The organism is Streptomyces sp. AHU1, from assembly GCF_045343905.1.
GTDB classification, from domain to species: Bacteria; Actinomycetota; Actinomycetes; order Streptomycetales; family Streptomycetaceae; genus Streptomyces; species Streptomyces triticiradicis.
Genome location: NZ_CP174283.1, coordinates 8518890 through 8535707, shown reverse-complemented (window position 1 = coordinate 8535707; position 16818 = coordinate 8518890). Strand labels below are relative to the sequence as shown.

Sequence of the window (16818 nt, the reverse complement as noted above, 5' to 3'; positions counted from 1 at the left end):
GGCCGGCGCACCCCCGTCGAGGATCACCGCCGGCATGCCCGGCCCCGGTCGGCCCGGCTGCGGGCCCTCACCTCGCGGTGAGCGTTCAGCGCTCGGTCAGGGCGCTGTCCAGCAGGGGAAGCAGCCGGTCCCAGTGGCGTCGCAGGGCGGACGCGTCGAAGGCGTCGGTGTCGGACATGGTGAAGCCGTGGACGGTACCCGGGTAGATCTCGCAGGTTTGGTCGACGCCCGCGGCGCTCAGGGCCCGGTCCAGCGCGCCGACGGCCTCGGGGGTCATGTCGCTCTCGGCGATGCCGAGGTGGACCCGGGCGGTGAGCTCGGGGAAGAGGTGGTGCGGGCTGTCGGGCGCGTCGCTCATCAGAGGGCTGGGATGAAATCCGGCGACGGCGGCCACCCGGCCGGGGTGGGCCGCCGCGGTGCGCACCGCCAGTTTGGCACCCATGCAGTATCCGATCACGCCCACCGGTCCGGCACCGACCTCGGGCTGAGCGGTGAGGAACCCCAGGAAGGCGTCGGCGTCGCGCAGGGCGCGTTCGGCGTCGTGCGCCTCGATCAAGGGCATCACCCGGGCGAAGACAGCGGGCCTGGCCTCTTGCGTGATGTGCTCGGGAAGGTCGAACACCGGTGCCGGGCCGTGCCGGTAGAAGACGTTGGGGACGAGCACGTAGTACCCGTGCCGGGCCAGCTCACGGGCCCGTTCCTCGAGCTCGGGCCGCACGCCGAAGGCGTCCATGTACAGCAGCACACCCGGATGCCGCTCGCCGTCGTCGGGGAAGGCGGCCAAGGCGTCGGCCCGGCCGTCCGGAGTGGGGATCTGCAGCGCCTTGACGACGGGGATCACGGATCTTCCTTCCTCGTGACCGGCGAACGGGGCGGGAGTCGTCCGCGCACACCGCCGACGGCAGGAACGCTCCGGACGGCCGGTCCGTCACACCGGTTCGCGGTCAGCGGGCCCCAACGATCCGGACGCCGCCGTCCGTTCATCCTAGTGCCGGATCCTCCCCGGGCATGCGCCCCGGCCGCGGAGCGGCGGGGACACCGGGGGCGGTTCACGACGTCGCCGCCAGGCGGGCCCCAAAGCCGTCCAGGAGGGACCGCAGGCCGAATTCGAAGGAGCCGTCGGGTGCTCCGGCGTATTCCTGGGCGGCCGCCGTGTCCAGGCGTTTCCGCAGGTGCGGGAATTGCCTGGCCGTCTCGGTGGCGCGCGCCATGGCGTCGGCCATCAACTGTTCGGCGCTCTCGCCGTTCTTGCCCTGCCGGCGGTTCAGGGAGACCTGCGCGGCGGGTCCGACCGTACTGCCGAGGACGAAGGCGAGCACGGCGGCGGCCGCCCGGTCCGCGTCCGCGGGGGCGAAGCCGGCCTTTTCATAGACGGCCAGACCGAAGTCGTTGTGCCGGGCCTGGGCGGATCCGTACAGGAGGTGGCTGCTGAGCGCCTGGACGAGCCAGGGGTGCCGGGTGAGCATCGCGTACACGCCGGTGGCGTGGGAGGCGGCGGCCGTGCGCCAGTCGACGGCGTCGAGATCGGGCAGTTCGACCTCGCTCCAGACCTCCTCGCTCGCGAGCCGGACCAGGTCGTCCTTGCTCTTGATGTGCCAGTAGACGGCCGTGGCGGCCGAGCCGAGGCGTTGCGCGAGGCTGCGCATGTTGAGGCCGTCGAGCCCCTCGTCGTCGAGGAGCTCGACGGCCGCACGGACGATCCGGTCTGCGGTCAGCGTGTCTCGCGGCATGACCACCACCCTACACAGTTCTCGAACTTAGTTCATGACGCGTCTTGCACTTTGTTCAACCGGCTCCTACGCTGCCGCTCGTACTTAGTTCAAGAGCCATCGGGGAGAGTCATGTCGCAGGAGAAGCTGTCGGAGTTCGTCTCGTCGCGCGCCACGGAGCTCGGTGTTCCCGGAGCCGCCGTCGGGGTGCTCCTGGACGGCCGGGAGATCCACGCCTCGCACGGTGTGACCAGTCTCGCCGCCCCCTTACCGGTCGACGAGAAGACCCTCTTCCCGCTGGCCTCGGTGTCCAAGACCTTCACCGCGACCGCGCTGATGCGCCTGGCGGCCGAGGGGAAGGTGGACCTCGACGCACCGGTGCGGCGCTACGTGCCCGAACTGCGGCTGGCCGACGAGGAGGCCGCGGCGCGGATCACCGTGCTGAACCTGCTGAACCACACCTCGGGCCTGGAGTGGAACCTGATCGACGACGGCAAGGGCGACCGCTCCCTGGCCGGCCTGGTGGCCAGGCTTCCAGGACTGCCGCTGATCGCGCCGCCCGGAGCCCGCGCCTCGTACAGCCAGGCCGGCTACAACCTGGCCGGCCGGGTCGTCGAGAAGGTCACGGGCCTGCCGTTCGAGCAGGCCATGGCCTCACTCGTGCTGGAGCCGCTGGGCCTGGCGGACACCGTGTACGGACTGGCGGAGGCGATGGTCCGCAAGTTCGCCGTGGGCTACAACCGCGGCGAGGACGGCGAACTGCGCGCCGCCCGGCCCTGGAACGCGTTCAAGGAGGGCGCCCGCGGTGACAACCCCGGCGGTGGTCTCGCCTCCTCGGTGAGCGATCTGCTGCGCTGGGCGCGGTTCCAGCTCGGCGACGGTGAAGGCCTGTTGCCCACCGCTCAACTGCACCGCATGCGTGAGCGGACGGTCGAACTCCGCGGCAGCACCCTGGGCGACGGGTTCGGCGTCTGCTGGTTCCTCCACGACTTCGACGGCCTCCGCGGGATCGGCCACGGCGGTTCGGGCAACGGCCAGTTCGCGGAACTGCTCATCGTGCCCGAGCGCGATTTCGCGGTGGTCTCCCTGGCCGGCCTCGGTCCGGACGGCCATCCCTTCAACCAGTCCGTCGTGCGGTGGGCGCTCGAGCACTACCTCGGCGTCGCCGAGAAGCAGGCGCGGCCGCTCCCGTACGACGAAGGGAGGGCGCGGCAGGTCGTCGGCCGTTACGAGATCGACGCCATGGACCTCGACATCGCCACCGACGGCGCCCGGCTCACCCTCGGGGTCGGGATCAAACCGGAGATCCGCGAGGCGTCCGACGAGGAGATGCCGCCGGACCATCCGGCCGCGGGCATCGGCTTCCTTCCCGGCGACGGGGACGAGTACATCGTCACCGAAGGCGGCCTCGAGGGACAGCGCGGCTACTTCTCCCGCGACGCCGACGGGGCGGTCACCGGCGTCGACATCGCCGGCCGGCTCTTCAAACGGGTCACGCGGACGCCCTGAGACGGCGGGGCGGGGGCGGCGGGTCCCGCCGGAGGACGGCCACGGTCCGACCGGAGCCGGTGCCGTCCGGTGCGACGAACCCGAAGACGTACCCGCGGATCCCGTCCTCGGTGTATCGCCGAGGTGAGCCCAAAAGGGGCCATGGGATGATCTTGCTCCGTGATTGATGAGCAGAATGTGCGACATCCCGCGAGTTCCCCCGGGCCCGGCTGAGTCCCCGACCCCGTGGCCAGGAGGTTCTTTCTCCTTCAGGTGCACCGCGTCTTTGTGACGTGACTTCGGGATTCTCCAGGCGCTCTCGCCTCGTCCGAACGATCCGCAGTCGGGCCGAAGGCGAGGGGATTCGGGTTGGCGGCGCCGGCGGTCGTATGAAACCCGCTCGACCTGGTTGCCTCCTCGAAGAGACCTTTAGGCATGGAGTTCTTCTGCTACCACCGCGACCGGCCCGCCTCCCTGCCACTGCGCTACGAGCTGGGGGAAGAGCACTGGTCCTACATGGACCAGTACGCGAAGGAGATGATCGCCCGGGGCCCGACCCTCGCCGACGACGGCGACACACCCACCGGAAGCGTGCACATCGTCGACCTGCCCGATCCCGCCGCTGCCCGCGCATTCGCCTTCGACGAGCCGAACCACCAGGCCGGCGTCTACCGGGACGTGCTGCTGCGACGGTGGCGCAACACGCTGGGGCGCACCATGTGGGACTTCCCCGGCGGTCGGACCGGCGGCAACAGGTACCTGGTGATCGGCCTCGGCGCGGGACGGGCCGCCGACCTCGCGGTGCCGCCCGACCGGAACGAGCTGATCGCCTACGGGCCGCTGCTGTCCGACAACGGTGCCACCTGGCTGGGCACCGCGGCGCTGGTCCGGGCGCCGGACCCGAACACGGCACGCACCATCCTGACCCCGAACCGGTACGCCGGCATCGAGGTGCACAACTGGCAGTTCGGCGGGCGCCCGTCATAGCCGAGGACATCCGCCGGCGTAACCGCCTGGCTTCGTACGTGAGAGCGGGCGTAGCCGATGCGGATGTCCGCGCTCGGCAGGTCCGGGTCGATGGGCGCCGGCGGCGGGGTGCCCGGGCGCCACACTTCGGACAGATGTGCTGTTCGACGTCGTCCGCGTCCGACCGGTCGGCCGACGTGGCCCGGACGGTGACCGGCAAGGTGAAGTCCCCGATCCGCGCGGATCGGGGACTTCACCAGTGCGAGACCGGCCTGCGGGGGTCGGGGCGGGCCCCTTTTACGGCTCCGGGTGCCCGCTTACGCGGCCGGGGCGAGGTCGGCGCGGCCGAACAGCAGGGCGTAGCCGGTGGGAAGCCGGTGCAGGATGCGGGTGGTCAGGTCGGGGCCGGCGTGGGCTGCGACAGCGGCGAATACGGAGCCGGTGTCCCAGCGGGTGGTGGCCAGGGAGGCGCCGGAGCGGGCGGCGAGGTCCTTGACGAAGGCCCAGCCGGTCAGCGGCTGGGTGTCGGGGATCTGTGCGGTCAGGACGCGTGCGGCCTCCAGGGGCAGGCAGGAGGCCAGGTCGACGCGTTCGTCGCCGGTCAGCTGACGCCCGAGCCCTCCCAGGACGAGGCGGACGGCTTCGTCGGCCTTCTCACGGGTGGGGTAGGCGCCCTCGTAGCGGACTTTCTCCAGCATCTGCTCGTACGCCGTCCCGTACCGCTGCTGGTGCCCTTGCGGTGCGCGTACGTCGGTGATCACTGCGGTGCATGCCTTTCATCGGAGCCGGGATGGGGTGGCGCCCGGGGGGTGTGGCACCACCCCAGGTCTTGGTCAGGTGGGTTGTGGGCGGCCGAAGAGTAGGTCGTAGCCGACGGGGAGCTGGAGCAGGATCTGCCCCATCAGGTCGTCGCCGGCGGCGTCGGCGACCGTGGACAGCACGGCGCTGACGTCCCAGGTCGCGGTGCGCTCGGTGGCGCCTTCGATCCAGGCCGCGGTCGCGCGGACGAACCGTTCGGGGGGCAGCGGTTCGGCGCTCTGCAGCGGGTTCAGCAGGATCAGTGCGAATTCCTCCGGCAGGCGTGCGGCGAGCTGGGCTCGGACCTCGCCGACCAGGTGCGCGCCGAGCAGGGCGAGGACCACGCGGGCCGCCCGCTCCGCTTCCTGCACGGTCTCGTACTCACCGCGTTCTCTCACGTGGTCGAGGAACGCTTCGCGTCGCAGAGTCATCTCGGCCGCCCCTTTCCTGTTCGGACTGTCCAGGGGCGCGGAGGACGGGTGATGAGGGGGAGATCGGGCGCCTGTCCTCCGCACCGGTCCGGCCGGCTGGTGTCAGCCGGAGATCTCCCTGCGGCCGGAGCCGACGCCGATGGAGATCTTGCGGGGCTTGGCGCGCTCGGCGATCGGGATGCGCAGGGTGAGCACGCCCGCGTCGTAGTCGGCCTGGATGTGCTCGGTGTCGAGGGTGTCGGCGAGCACGAGCTGGCGGGAGAAGGCGCCCAGCGGCCGCTCGGACAGTTCCATCTGCACGTCGTCGGCCTTCGCCACCGGCCGCCGCTCGGCCTTGACGGTGAGCATGTTCCGCTCGACGTCGATGTCGATCGCGTCCGCGGTGACACCGGGGAGGTCGAAGGCCACCACGTACTCGTCGCCCTCGCGGTAGGCGTCCATCGGCATCGCCGACGGCTTCGACCAGGTGCCCGGGCCCATCAGCTGCTGTGCCAGCCGGTCCAGCTCGCGGAAGGGGTCAGTGCGCATCAACATCGTGAAACACCTCCAGCAGGTTCAGGCAGTTGCTGCCAATGCGCTGCACTGACACCGTTGTAACATGTCATCCAATGGATGACAAACATGATGTCGTCGACTTGATGACCGAACGAAGGAGGTGCCCGTGACCGCAGCAGACCAGCCGTCCACAACCAGCACCGACGCCCACAGCCCGGCGTCGTTCCTCGCCGCCGCGGCGGCCCTCGACGCCATAAACGACGCCCTGCACACAGCCCAGCACGAGACCCCTGGCAGCCCCGGCACCGGGCCGGGCCCGGAGCAGGCCCTGGCGTCCCTGATGCTGCTGCGGCAGGTCCGCGAGCAGCTCGCCGGATGGGAGACCGGCCTGATCGAAACCGCCCGCGACGCGGGCGCCAGCTGGGCCGACCTCGCCCACCCCCTCGGCGTCACCAGCCGTCAGGCCGCCGAGCGCCGCTACCTGCGCGGCCGCCCCGGCCCCGCCGGAACCACCGGCGAACAGCGCGTCACCGCCACCCGCCAGGCCCGGGCCGCCAAGCGCACCACCGCCACCTGGGCCCGCCACAACGCCGCCGACCTGCGCCGCCTCGCCGGCCAGATCACCGCACTCACCGACCTGCCCCCCACCGCTCGTCGCCCGCTCGGCGAGCTCCACGCGGCTCTCGCCCACAACGATCCCGCCGACCTCATCGCCCCCCTGACCGCCGCCCGCCCCCACCTGGCCGCCACCCACCCCGACCTCGCCGCCCAACTCGACAGCCTCCCTCCCCTCTGACCCCGCCCGGTGCACCGCAACACCATCCAGGTCAGCCTCCGCCCCGGGCGAACGCGTTGTGGCCCGGAGACCGACGAGGCCGGCCTGCGGTCTCACCTGGCCCGTTCCCTCGATGGGCAGGGCCTGGTGAGGGGCTGAGGTAGTTGGCGGTCGGAGTGCCGAGGCTCCGGTTCGCGCCGGGTCCGCCGACCGGCCCCGGCCTTTCAGGCGGCCTGACCGAATCCGGCCGCGGCCGGGGCCGTCTCGCGCAGTGGGACGAAGTCCACGTTCAGCTTCGGGTCGTACGCCTCCGGCTGGATGCCGAGCTCGTGCGTGCCGTACTCGCCGAACCGGTTGATGCGCTCGGTCAGGTACGGCGAAATGTGCGCCAGGTCCTCCGGCTCGATCGTCCAGCCCTCCTCCAGCATCTGGCGGACGATCTCGGCGATGTCCAGGGCGTTGTGGAAGATCACCGCGTTCGTCAGCAGCGCGTTGGACTTCACCGCCTTCTCCTGCTCGACGGGGTCGTTGTCGGCGATGACGCCGCGGTTGCCGAAGCCGAGCCATTGGAAAAAGCCGTTGAACGCCTCGACCTTGTTCGTCACCGCGGTGACCCGGCGCCGCAGCGGGGCGTCGGTGAGGTAGCGCAGCAGCTGCACGGTGCGGATGACGCAGCGAGCCGTCCCGGCTGCAGCCGGGCGGACTTCCAGCCGCAGCACCGGCACGAAAGCACCCCCGACACGGACCACTTGCGACGCAGAGAGGCCCTGTCCCTCCAGGGACAGGGCCTCTCGTGGCCGTCTTCCCGATCCTCGTCGGATCACTGAGGAAAGAGCGACGTTTCAGGCTCAGTTACGGACCATCGGGGGCGCCGTCAGCCGTCGGAGCGTCAGTCGGCGCACTTGGCTCCTGGCGTGAGCCCGAAGGGCCTGGATGCAGGAAAGCGCGACGCAGCCGCACGGTCCGCCTCCGCTCGCGCGGAGAGCAGGCTTCGGCGTATGCGTTCTCGGCGTCCTCTCAGGCCGGAACCGAGAAGTAACGCCGCCTCAGATGGTCGGGGTGTCGTCGACAACCGGCTTGTGAATCTCAACGATCGGCTTCCACCCCGCGGAGAACTCGATGAAGTCCGCACGGGTGGGGTAGGTGTCGATCGCGCGACGGTCACGCTTGGGGCTGTCGCCCCCCTTGCGCCCCCGGGGAATCTGCTCCTCGAAGATGTCGACCTTCACGTCGGGAACCTCCTTGAGGCCCTGGCGCCAGATCTGCACGATGTCGGCGCCGAACGCCTGCCGGGCCGCGGCGTAAAGGGCCGTGAGGGCCCCCTTGTCCCCACCAGGAACGAAAAGCGCCAGGTCCAGCACGACACCGGCGGACTGGAGGACCTCGATGGTCACCGAGCCGTTCTCGTCGGCCAAGTAGATTCCGGCTTCATTCTCGTCGTCGGGAAGGCAGGAGACCTCTTCCTGGAATACGGTTCTCGCCGTGACCGAGCCGCCCTCGAAATCCTCACCGGACTTGGTCAGAAAAGCAGGGACATAGCAGTCGGGAAGCTTGAGTTCTGCCGTGTCGGCGGAAACGAAGAGCCTGTCCTTCACACCGAGCTTCGTCACCTCTTCCAGCGAGAGGCGGCGCGCGGCGATCTTCTCCGTGTTCACGATTTCCCTTTCAGGTTGCACTGTCCCTCCGAACAAGGACGCTACCACGAAACCCCGAGGTCAACTGCCCAGTAATCCCTGGGTAAATGGCCTCCGACGACCTGCACGGGAGGATACCGAAGCGAGTGCCGCTCGGCCGGGAACACGCATCCGCCAGACAGTGTCCCTCGTCGTGATGTCGGGGATCAACTGGCGGTTGCATTTAGGTGCGTTGGGCAGCACGAAGGAACCAAAACAGAGTTTACGGTAGATATCACCCATATTGCCTTCGGGGAGGTGGCGGCGAGGCGAGGCGATCCATTCGTCACGCATCTCGAAGAGCGCGGCGGAAACCAACCGGATGGACCGACAACGCGACAACGCGACAACGGAGCCCCCATCGGCGACATCCGGATGGAACGCGAACCGGAAGTCGCTTACTACCGAGCCCTCTTCGGTCAGGACTTCGGCGCAGCCTGCTGACGCCAGGTTGCTGACGTCTCGTCATGCCGAAATCCACGATCCCGCGACTGCTCGCCAGAATCGACGCGGACGCCCTGGACCGGGCGGTCGGAGCCCGGCTCACGGACCGACAGACCAGGGAACAAGGACCGCGAGGGCCCGCGGTCGACGGGAAGTCGCTGCGGGGCGCGACCCGCGCGAAGGTACGGAAGATCCACCTCATGGCCGCCTACGACCACGTGAACGCACTGGTCCTGGCCCAGATGGACGTCGGCGAGAAGACCGACGAGACCACCCGCTTCCGGCCTCTGCTCGACGCCCTCGCGGATCTGGCCGGCACAGCCGTCACCGGCGACGCGATGCACACCCAGCATGACCATGCCGTCCACCCGCTCGACCGGCAGGCCACTACAACGTGATCGCCAAACGCAACACGAAGAAGCTCCGTCGGCAGCTCAAGCCCCTCCCCTGAACACAGATCCCACTGCAGGACAGGACCCGTGCGACCGGTCACGGCCGCCAGGAGATCCGTCGGCTGAAGGTGTGCACGGTCGACGACCTGCTCTTCCCCGGCGCCCGCCAGGCCGTACGGATCGTTCGCCGCCGCGTCCACCGCGAGACCGGGAAGATCAGTCCCAAGACCGTCTACGCGGTCACCAGCCTCACCGCCGAGCAGGCCGGCCCGGCTCGGCTCGCCCGACCGATCCGAGGACACTGGACCGTCGAAGCCGCCGAACGCGACGCCCTGACCTGCCTCCCGAAGCCCGCCCGGCCGCCACCCTCACCTACGAACAGGCCCTCCGAACCGGTCCGCCACCGGCGCGGACACCTGCTGCCGGAATGGATCCGGCAGGCCGAGCAGGACGCCCCGAAACCCATGAAGGGCTTCACCGGCTCCCTCCGCCAGGACCTCGACGCAGTGACCGTCGACTTGGCCCCGCCCTGGAGCTCCGGGATCGTCGAGGGGCATGTAAACCGGGTGAAAACACCCGAGCGGGCCATGCACGGCCGAGCCTCGTTCGAACTCCTTCGAACCCGGATTCTCATCCATCCATGAACCTCACGAAACTGCGGACAGGGCCGCTGAAAAACCCTGGTCGGATTCCGTGGAACTCCGGTTCAGGACGACTGCGGGGTCGGCTGCGGCTCACCATCAGCCCTTGGACCGCCGGCGAGAGACCCGAAGTACTCGTCGAGCAGTTCGAGCAGTAGATCCACGGCGCGCTGGTCGTCCTCGGGTGACCACGGCTGCGCGGGGCGGCCCTCGGGAAAGGCGAATTTGAGGACCAGATCCATCCAGATCAGATTCCCGCCGAATCCCAGTTTGGCGGCGAGCCACTCCTGGAACCCATTCAGCAGGTCTCCCGCGGAGGCGAAGTTGTAGCCGTTGAGGAACCCGGCCACCGACTCAAAATTGACGCGGGCAACGAATACGCCCGGATATGTCTTGAAATCCTCCCAGAAATCCTGGCGCGAGCGCACCGGCTTGCGCGTGACACGCCCCGCACGCCTCCAGGCAGGGGGGACGGCCGACAGATCGGTGCCGAACCCCCACGTGGAGTACGAGACCACCTCCGGCCCCACGCCAAGAGCCACGAGGAGACTGTCCGCGCGCGCGGCCGAGTCGACCGGACCGCCCTTCCGGGTCCAGATGTGCGTTCCCGGGGCGTCCCCCTCGTGATGGGTAGCGACGAAATCCGTGCCGTCCAGCACGAAGAACGCCGCCCGAACCCTGCCGTGTCCGTCCCACGAGGTCTCAAGAGTCAGCCTCAGCCGTCGGGCCACTGCGTCCAAGTCCACCGAGAGAAAGGCGAACGAACACAGAGGCCCGGCCGCGCATTGGAACATCGAGGCTTGCCGGGCCGGATTGGGTCCACCCGGGGGTTCTGTCGCGGGCTCCCAGTCGTCCTCGGCATCCGGTATGCGCACCAGTTCATTCACGGAGACAGTCAACCAGCATGCTGCGGCCTTGATGTGACGGGCCGACAGCAGCCTTACGGCACTCCCGGCCGGCTGTTCACGGAACCGCGGCCAGAGCCACGTGATTCGGCTCTGTCGCTGATCTTGTGATGCGGGGTAGATACAGTTGCCCTGCGGACTGAAAGGTGTGACGGTGAGCTCAACAGGGTTGTGGGTGGTCGGCGTCATCCCTGACGAGGAGGCCCGCGCACTACCGGATCGCTACATCCACCTCATACGGCCGGGCGACTGGGAAAGGCCGCCGGGTTTTGGTGAGACGCTTGCGTGGTGGTCGAACGGCGGCGACCAAGAGCCTTTCTTCGAGCTCCCCGCAGAGCCTTCAGAACCCTTGGCACCCACGTCGGCCGCCCAGCGATTCGCGGGCTTCGTTGAGGACGCCAACGCGCCTACCGAGGCGGCGGAGGCCATGCGGGACGCGAGCATGACGCTCATGCCCGAGACGGAGGGCTCCGGCCTCTTTGTCGCGACTGCCTGCAAGGCAAACCCGGTCGCGGCTCTGTGCTACGGACTTGGCGCACAGCGATCGACGTTGCTCCCCGGCTGGTTCGGGGACTTCCTGCTGTCCGCAGAGGAGGTTCGGACCGCCCTGCCCCGGGCCGAGGAAGCCCTCCTCCTCTCCAGCACACAGCGAAGCGCGGCCCTCACTCGGATCACCACCTGGATGACCTCGATGGGTGACGCCCCCGATTTCGATGCGGTGGAACTCATCGAGGCGCCACTGCGGGTTATTCGACACGCCACAGAGACCGGAACCGGCGCTGCTGCGTTCAGCCGCTGGTACTGACCTCGGCCTGGCACTCAGGGACTGCTGAGGACTCGTCGTCGGCACCACCGACCGCGGCATCCGCGAGCCGTCGCATGTACCGGCCGTGCACCCGGTCCGAGGCACTACCGCGGCGCGGACGGTCCGCACCCGCCGAGCGGGCCCGCGCATGCGACGTGACAACCCCGGCCGCAGCCCGATCCGCCAACTCCACCACGACACCGGGCAGATGAGGGAACAGCACCTCGAAACTCCGCGAAGAACACGCGAGACACGATCACAGCCGACCGCTGGTTCCTCGCGTACTCCTCTCCGTCATGCTCGCCGGACCAGGAGCGTGAGCGCAGCCCGGGCCCTGCGCGCCGCACAAGACTCAACACGGGGCCGGCAGCGCGGTTTCGGCCACTTCGTACGGCGTCGTGGCCGGTCAGCGATGGCGTACCGGCTCGGCGGGAAGATCGCTGGGTATAGTGCAGGCGTTTCGGGGAACCGGCGACCCGGAGTCGGCCGACCTCACGCGCCACCTGGCGTTCATCGGCATCCGGGACCCTGGCGGAGCCCCGATGACCCATATCGCTGAGGAGGCCGTCCCGTGGAACCCGTCACGCTGATCACCGGTGGCTCGACCGGAATCGGCGCCGCCACCGCCCGCGCCCTGCTCAAGCAGGGCCACCGCGTGGCCGTCACCGGACGTGACGCGGACAAGCTGGCCGCCTTCGCCGCTTCGGCCGGAGCGGGCGAGCGGCTGCTGACGATCACCGGCGACGCCGGCGACGCGCACGACGTCGCCTCCGCCGTGCGCCGCGTGGTGGACGCGTGGGGCCGACTGGACAACGTCATCGCCAACGCCGGTTTCTCACTGCCCGGCAACCTGGAGAGCCACTCCCCCGAGGACATGCGCGCCATGGTCCTCACCAACGTCCTGGGCCCGGCCCTGCTGGTGCGGGAGACCCTGCCGCACCTCAGGGAGTCCAAGGGCAGGATCGTGATCATCGGTTCGGTCGCCGGGGTGCGCAACACGCCCGGCAACCTGTACTCGGTCACCAAGTGGGCCGCGCACGCGCTGGCCGAGAACACCCGGCTGCTGGTCGGCAAGGACGGAGTCGGCGTGACCGTCGTCGCCCCCGGGGTGGTGGACACCCCGTTCTGGGACGAGCGCGGCGGCACCCCCGAGGCGGCGCCGGCGATGACCGCCGAGCAGATCGCGGACACGATCGTCTTCGCCGTCGACCAGCCCGCGGGCGTGGACATCAACCACATCACCATGCGGCCGACCGGGCAGCTCGGCTGACGCCGCGCTCCCGACGACCGTACGACAAGGCGCCTTGGGCCCCCGCCGCATACCACGCGGTGCGGGCCGAAGGCGCCTTCGGGCGTCCGGAGGACGCGCGGAGTCAGGGGGAGAAGTGGGCGCCCCCGGGAAGGACCACCCCGGACCGCTCGAAGGCAGCCACGGTGGGCGCCCCCGTCAGGGCCACGACCTCCTCGAACTCACCCATGAGCAGCCGCAGGACGTCCGCGACGCCCTCCGCGCCGGAGTGGAGGCGGCCATCATGTTGTGCGCCACGTTGACCGCCCGGACGCCCGGGGGCACCGCGAACCCGTCGGCGGCGTCCCGGGGACAGAACGCCACCCTGGGCGTGTCGACGGTGAGGACCAGCGTGCGGGAACCGGTGGCCCCGGCCCAGCGGATCAGGTCCACCGGGAGGTCGCAGCATTTGAGCCGGTACAGCTGTAACCACAGCGGGCCGGTGGCCGCGGTGGCGATTTCCGTACACCGACCGCGTCACAAGATCAGCGCCAGAGCCGAATTGCGCGACCGTCCCCATCGGCGTCGCGGAACGATTCGCCTCCGCTCGCGCGGAGAGCAGGAAGGCGCGGGCCATGTCGGGCTCGTCACCGCCGGTTCGCCCCGATAGCGGGAGTGGTCGGCCAGGGCCTGGTGGAAGTCGGCCATGTCTGCCCGTGTCATGTCGATCCGCATGGACGACGATCCTGACGGACCCCCGGTGGGCCGACGGGACTTCGCCCTGTTCGCGGGCGGCGGGAATCCGTTCGCCCACGTGCCCCGGGCCGGTTGCCCCGCCGGGCGGAGTCCACGGGAGCCGAGGGGCGCCGGGCGTCAAAAACGGTCGACGGTGGTCGCCCCGGCGCTCGATCATGGACGCATGCCACTGAGAGACACCCTTGCGCGAGTCGACGAGGACCTGGCCGCCGGCCGGGTCCCCGTCGCACGCCAGCGCCTGCGCGGGCTCGTGTCGTCCTTTCCGGACGACCTGACGCTCCGTCGGCGCCTCGCCGAGATCTACCGGCTGTACGGAGAGCCCGCGGAGGCGGGCCGCTGGATGTACCTCGAACCGGACCGGGACGCGGCCGAGACCTCGGCCTTCGAGGCCAGGTACGGCACCCCCGCGCAGCGCATGCGCGCACTCGCCTGGCGTGGCTCCGAGTCGCTCGCCCCGACGGCCTTCGCCAGGGAGCGGCTGGAGGCGGTGCGAGCGGCCTGTTCCGACTACATGGGGCGGCCCGTCGACTGGGACGCGGTGCCGTCCGGCCCGAAGACGGACAGCGGGAACAACCCTTTCGTCGGCTTCCTGGCGGGAGCCGGATGCCTCGTGGCGGTCGTGGCGTTCCTCGCGATCTGGGTGAACGGGCTCGTGGCCCTCTTCGACTGACGGGGCCGCCCCGCGCGGCCGGCGGGACCACTGCCGAGGACCCGGCCGGGGCATGCGGACGACGTCACCACCGGCGCGGGGTCCGGCCGGTGGCGGATCGCGCACCGCCGCCGGCCGGGGCCCCGCGCCGGGCTCAGGCGTTCACAGGAAGCGCCACAGGTGGTCGGCCGTGCCGTTGTCGTCGTACTGGACCACCTGCGCACTGTTGCCGGTGGACATGCGGTCCACGCCGAGGACCTTGCCGCTGTTCTCGTTGCGGATGCGGTACCAGCCGTCGCCGTTGTCGATCAGTGTCCACAGGTGGTCGTCGGTTCCGTTGTCCTCGAACTGCACGACGATCGCGCTGTTGTCCATCGACATGCGGTCGACACCGAGGACCTTGCCGCTGTTCCCGTTGCGGATCAGATGCCGGCCGTCACCCCTGTCGACGAGCTGCCAGGCGTGGTCGCCCGTCCCCGTGTTGTCGAACTGCACCACGCGCGCGCTGTTCTCGGTCGACATCCCGTCGACGGCCAGGACCTTGCCGCTGTTCTTGTTGACGATTCTGCGGAAGGGTGGTTCCGGCGTCCAGGGCCGCCCGTCGGGAGCCGCCGTGGGGAAGGACGTGACGCGGAGCCGCGCGGCACCCATGGGGATGAGGGTGACCGTCTCGACCGGCGCGTCGCTGCGGGCGGGACAGTCCTGCAGGGGCGCGACGACGTGTTCGTCGTCCGCGACCCACTCCTGGATCTTCCTGGCCCGCGCCGAGATGTACACGGGCGTGGTGGCGGGGGTGAAGGGCTGGTCCGAGACGACGGAGCCGGTCCGCGCCGGGGTCAGCGAGGTGTCCGGCAGGAGGCCGTAGTTCCATCCGGTGGTCGCGTGGACCTCGTACGCGGGGAACGTGTCGTCTCCCGCGTAGCGGTCGTAGCGTTCGCCGATCTTCAACGAGTAGGCGAGGGGCCCCTGTTCGACGCTGACCGCGCCGTGCTGGCCGGGCCACGAACGCAGTCGGGCCGTCTGCGGCAGCCGCAGCCGGACGACGTCGCCGTCGCGCCAGGTGCGGTCGATCCGCGCCCAGGACGGGCCGTCCGACGCCGTGACCGCCCTCCCGTTGACCTGCAGCCGGGGACCGCTGCACCAGCCGGGCACGCGCAGTTGCAGCGGGAAGCGGACGGGTTTCGGCGTGGAGACGGTGAGGGTGATCGTGTCCTGGAAGGGGTACCCCGTCTCCTCGGTGACGGTGACCGTCGTTCCGCCGGCGACCGTGGCCCGGACGCGGCTCGGGGCGTAGAGCGCGGCGACCAGGCCGCCGTCGGCGCCGGCGAGCCAGAGCTCCTCGGTGAAGTACGGCCATCCCATGCCGTAGTTGTGGGGGCAGCACCGGTACTGGTCGACGCCCGCATGGAAGGCCTGCATGGCGAAGCCGTTCTGGAACTGCCGTTGTGTCTTGGGGTGGTTGTCGAGGTCGACGCTGTTGGCGCTGGTGATGTAGTGAACGGCCTTGCCGTCGGGGTCGAGGGAGGCCGGGAGCATGTTGAAGGCCAGGTCCTCGCAGCGGTCCGCCCACACCGGGTCGCCGGTGATCCGCGTCAACAGCTCATGACTGGCCATGAATTCGACGATGCCGCAGGTCTCGAACCCCTGCCGGGGGTCCGCGAAGCCGGGCCGGAAGTTCTCGTCACCGGCCAGCCCGCCGCCGGGGAAACGCCCGTAGGTGCCCATCACGGCGTTATAGGCCCGGTACGTGGCCCGGACGAGGTCGGCGGAGCCGGTCAGCTGTCCGTACTGGGCGGGCTCCCGGAAGCCCTGGGCGATGTTCACGTTGTGCCGGCTCGGGACGGCCCCGGTCCAGTCGGCGCCGTACGTGTGCATCTTGGCGGCGAGATCGAGCAGGAACGCCTCGCCCGTCCGGCGGTGGAGCCATACGGCGATGTCGAGTCCGTCGCCCCAACGGTAGGACACCCAGCTGGTGTTGAAGGCACCCGGGCCCTGGGCGTTCATGTAGCGGAGGAAGCGGACGAGGAACGGCACGATCCGCTGGTCGTGGGTGTACTCCTCGTGCGTTCGCAGCGCTTGCAGGAGCGGCAGGAAGGGCCAGAAGTCGGGTCCGCCGTCGAGTGCCGTGCGTAATGCGCGCGGTCCGAAGAAGCCGTCGCCCTGCTGGGTCGCGAGGATGCCGTCCACCCACTCGCGCGACCGTGTCAGCGCGTGCGGGTCGCCGGTGGCGATCGCCAGCGGGATGTACCCGCGCAGCCAGTACGGCACCTCCTCCCAGGCGTCGTGCTCGGGGTGCACCCAGCCGGTCGTCGAGAAGTCGAGGAAGTGCGAGAGGTTCTCGTACGTGCCGCACAGACCCGCCAGCTGCAGCCGGAGTTGTCCGGCGAGCCAGCCGCGGGCGACCACGCTTCCGGGGGGCAGTTTCCGGAACGCGTCGGCCGGCGCCGTCCCGGCCACCGGTCGGGGTGCCGCGACCGCGGGCCCCGGGAACGCGCCTCCGAGCGTCGCGGCGCCCAGCGCGCCGGAGCCTATGGCGAGGACTCTCCGTCTGCTCACTGACATGCAGGTGACCTGCCCTTCCGCAAGGGGTCCGCTCGCAGTGCGACAACGTTGTCCCGTTCCGTCCGGCAGGGCCGGGTCCACAACGCCGGACCATCCGGATC

General features: G+C 70.0%; 18 protein-coding genes. 8 read left to right on the top strand and 10 right to left on the bottom strand.

Annotation, left to right across the window (positions count from 1 at the left end):
• Nucleotides 1-85: 85 nt before the first annotated feature.
• A complete protein-coding gene (locus tag ACICHK_RS37690) occupies nt 86-841 on the bottom strand; it encodes a dienelactone hydrolase family protein (protein ID WP_406840471.1) in 756 nt (251 codons plus the stop codon).
• A 208-nt stretch (nt 842-1049) separates the two neighbouring features.
• Nucleotides 1050-1730: a TetR/AcrR family transcriptional regulator gene (locus ACICHK_RS37685; protein WP_406840470.1), complete on the bottom strand. Its 681-nt coding sequence runs from the start codon at nt 1728-1730 to the stop codon at nt 1050-1052.
• A 111-nt stretch (nt 1731-1841) separates the two neighbouring features.
• On the opposite strand from ACICHK_RS37685, the gene ACICHK_RS37680 reads away from it, so the two are divergent.
• Complete coding sequence (locus ACICHK_RS37680; RefSeq protein WP_406840469.1) at nt 1842-3218, top strand: serine hydrolase domain-containing protein; 1377 nt, start codon at nt 1842-1844, stop codon at nt 3216-3218.
• Nucleotides 3219-3632: 414 nt separating this feature from the next.
• Nucleotides 3633-4184 (top strand): YciI family protein, encoded by a 552-nt coding sequence (locus ACICHK_RS37675; protein WP_406840468.1) that lies wholly within the window; start codon nt 3633-3635, stop codon nt 4182-4184.
• A gap of 296 nt (nt 4185-4480) precedes the next feature.
• Here the strand turns inward: ACICHK_RS37675 and ACICHK_RS37670 are convergent, their stop codons facing one another.
• From ACICHK_RS37670 to ACICHK_RS37660, 3 genes are all read right to left on the bottom strand, one after another.
• Nucleotides 4481-4924, bottom strand: coding sequence for a DUF2267 domain-containing protein (locus ACICHK_RS37670; RefSeq protein ID WP_406840467.1), 444 nt, complete (start codon nt 4922-4924; stop codon nt 4481-4483).
• Between the two features lie 72 nt (nt 4925-4996).
• On the bottom strand, nt 4997-5392 hold the full coding sequence (locus ACICHK_RS37665; protein ID WP_406840466.1) for a DUF2267 domain-containing protein: 396 nt from the start codon (nt 5390-5392) through the stop codon (nt 4997-4999).
• Nucleotides 5393-5494: 102 nt separating this feature from the next.
• Nucleotides 5495-5926: an Hsp20/alpha crystallin family protein gene (locus ACICHK_RS37660; protein WP_406840465.1), complete on the bottom strand. Its 432-nt coding sequence runs from the start codon at nt 5924-5926 to the stop codon at nt 5495-5497.
• A 127-nt stretch (nt 5927-6053) separates the two neighbouring features.
• Between ACICHK_RS37660 and ACICHK_RS37655 the strand changes: the two genes are divergently transcribed.
• Complete coding sequence (locus ACICHK_RS37655; RefSeq protein ID WP_406840464.1) at nt 6054-6683, top strand: type III effector protein; 630 nt, start codon at nt 6054-6056, stop codon at nt 6681-6683.
• Between the two features lie 203 nt (nt 6684-6886).
• On the opposite strand, the gene ACICHK_RS37650 is transcribed toward ACICHK_RS37655, so the two are convergent.
• Both ACICHK_RS37650 and ACICHK_RS37645 read right to left on the bottom strand, forming a co-directional pair.
• The gene (locus tag ACICHK_RS37650) at nt 6887-7387 is read right to left on the bottom strand and encodes a Tn3 family transposase (protein ID WP_406840463.1); all 501 of its coding nucleotides are present in this window, start codon (nt 7385-7387) and stop codon (nt 6887-6889) included.
• A 321-nt stretch (nt 7388-7708) separates the two neighbouring features.
• Nucleotides 7709-8317: a hypothetical protein gene (locus ACICHK_RS37645; protein ID WP_151469618.1), complete on the bottom strand. Its 609-nt coding sequence runs from the start codon at nt 8315-8317 to the stop codon at nt 7709-7711.
• Nucleotides 8318-8802: 485 nt separating this feature from the next.
• On the opposite strand from ACICHK_RS37645, the gene ACICHK_RS37640 reads away from it, so the two are divergent.
• A complete protein-coding gene (locus tag ACICHK_RS37640; RefSeq protein WP_406840462.1) occupies nt 8803-9177 on the top strand; it encodes a hypothetical protein in 375 nt (124 codons plus the stop codon).
• Nucleotides 9178-9299: 122 nt separating this feature from the next.
• Entirely contained in the window at nt 9300-9815 is a 516-nt protein-coding gene (locus tag ACICHK_RS37635) for a transposase (protein WP_406840461.1), read from the top strand.
• Nucleotides 9816-9877: 62 nt separating this feature from the next.
• Here ACICHK_RS37635 and ACICHK_RS37630 read toward each other — a convergent pair whose 3' ends face one another.
• Nucleotides 9878-10699, bottom strand: a complete 822-nt coding sequence (locus ACICHK_RS37630; protein WP_406840460.1) for a hypothetical protein — start codon at nt 10697-10699, stop codon at nt 9878-9880.
• A gap of 172 nt (nt 10700-10871) precedes the next feature.
• On the opposite strand from ACICHK_RS37630, the gene ACICHK_RS37625 reads away from it, so the two are divergent.
• A complete protein-coding gene (locus tag ACICHK_RS37625; RefSeq protein WP_406840459.1) occupies nt 10872-11522 on the top strand; it encodes a hypothetical protein in 651 nt (216 codons plus the stop codon).
• 571 nt (nt 11523-12093) lie between these two features.
• Nucleotides 12094-12792, top strand: a complete 699-nt coding sequence (locus tag ACICHK_RS37620) for an SDR family oxidoreductase (RefSeq protein WP_406840458.1) — start codon at nt 12094-12096, stop codon at nt 12790-12792.
• A gap of 177 nt (nt 12793-12969) precedes the next feature.
• Here the strand turns inward: ACICHK_RS37620 and ACICHK_RS37615 are convergent, their stop codons facing one another.
• Nucleotides 12970-13269, bottom strand: coding sequence for an alpha-hydroxy-acid oxidizing protein (locus ACICHK_RS37615; RefSeq protein WP_406841432.1), 300 nt, complete (start codon nt 13267-13269; stop codon nt 12970-12972).
• A 400-nt stretch (nt 13270-13669) separates the two neighbouring features.
• On the opposite strand from ACICHK_RS37615, the gene ACICHK_RS37610 reads away from it, so the two are divergent.
• Entirely contained in the window at nt 13670-14176 is a 507-nt protein-coding gene (locus ACICHK_RS37610; protein ID WP_406840457.1) for a DUF6584 family protein, read from the top strand.
• Between the two features lie 141 nt (nt 14177-14317).
• Here ACICHK_RS37610 and ACICHK_RS37605 read toward each other — a convergent pair whose 3' ends face one another.
• Nucleotides 14318-16717, bottom strand: coding sequence for an RICIN domain-containing protein (locus tag ACICHK_RS37605; RefSeq protein WP_406840456.1), 2400 nt, complete (start codon nt 16715-16717; stop codon nt 14318-14320).
• Between the last annotated feature and the right edge of the window lie 101 nt (nt 16718-16818).

Bases quoted from the DNA above. Each gene is read 5' to 3' on its own strand.
- ACICHK_RS37605 (WP_406840456.1), bottom strand. From the start codon at position 16,717: ATGTCAGTGAGCAGACGGAGAGTCCTCGCCATAGGCTCCGGCGCGCTG.
- ACICHK_RS37610 (WP_406840457.1), top strand. From the start codon at position 13,670: ATGCCACTGAGAGACACCCTTGCGCGAGTCGACGAGGACCTGGCCGCC.
- ACICHK_RS37680 (WP_406840469.1), top strand. From the start codon at position 1,842: ATGTCGCAGGAGAAGCTGTCGGAGTTCGTCTCGTCGCGCGCCACGGAG.
- ACICHK_RS37660 (WP_406840465.1), bottom strand. From the start codon at position 5,926: ATGTTGATGCGCACTGACCCCTTCCGCGAGCTGGACCGGCTGGCACAG.
- ACICHK_RS37665 (WP_406840466.1), bottom strand. From the start codon at position 5,392: ATGACTCTGCGACGCGAAGCGTTCCTCGACCACGTGAGAGAACGCGGT.
- ACICHK_RS37685 (WP_406840470.1), bottom strand. From the start codon at position 1,730: ATGCCGCGAGACACGCTGACCGCAGACCGGATCGTCCGTGCGGCCGTC.
- ACICHK_RS37640 (WP_406840462.1), top strand. From the start codon at position 8,803: ATGCCGAAATCCACGATCCCGCGACTGCTCGCCAGAATCGACGCGGAC.
- ACICHK_RS37675 (WP_406840468.1), top strand. From the start codon at position 3,633: ATGGAGTTCTTCTGCTACCACCGCGACCGGCCCGCCTCCCTGCCACTG.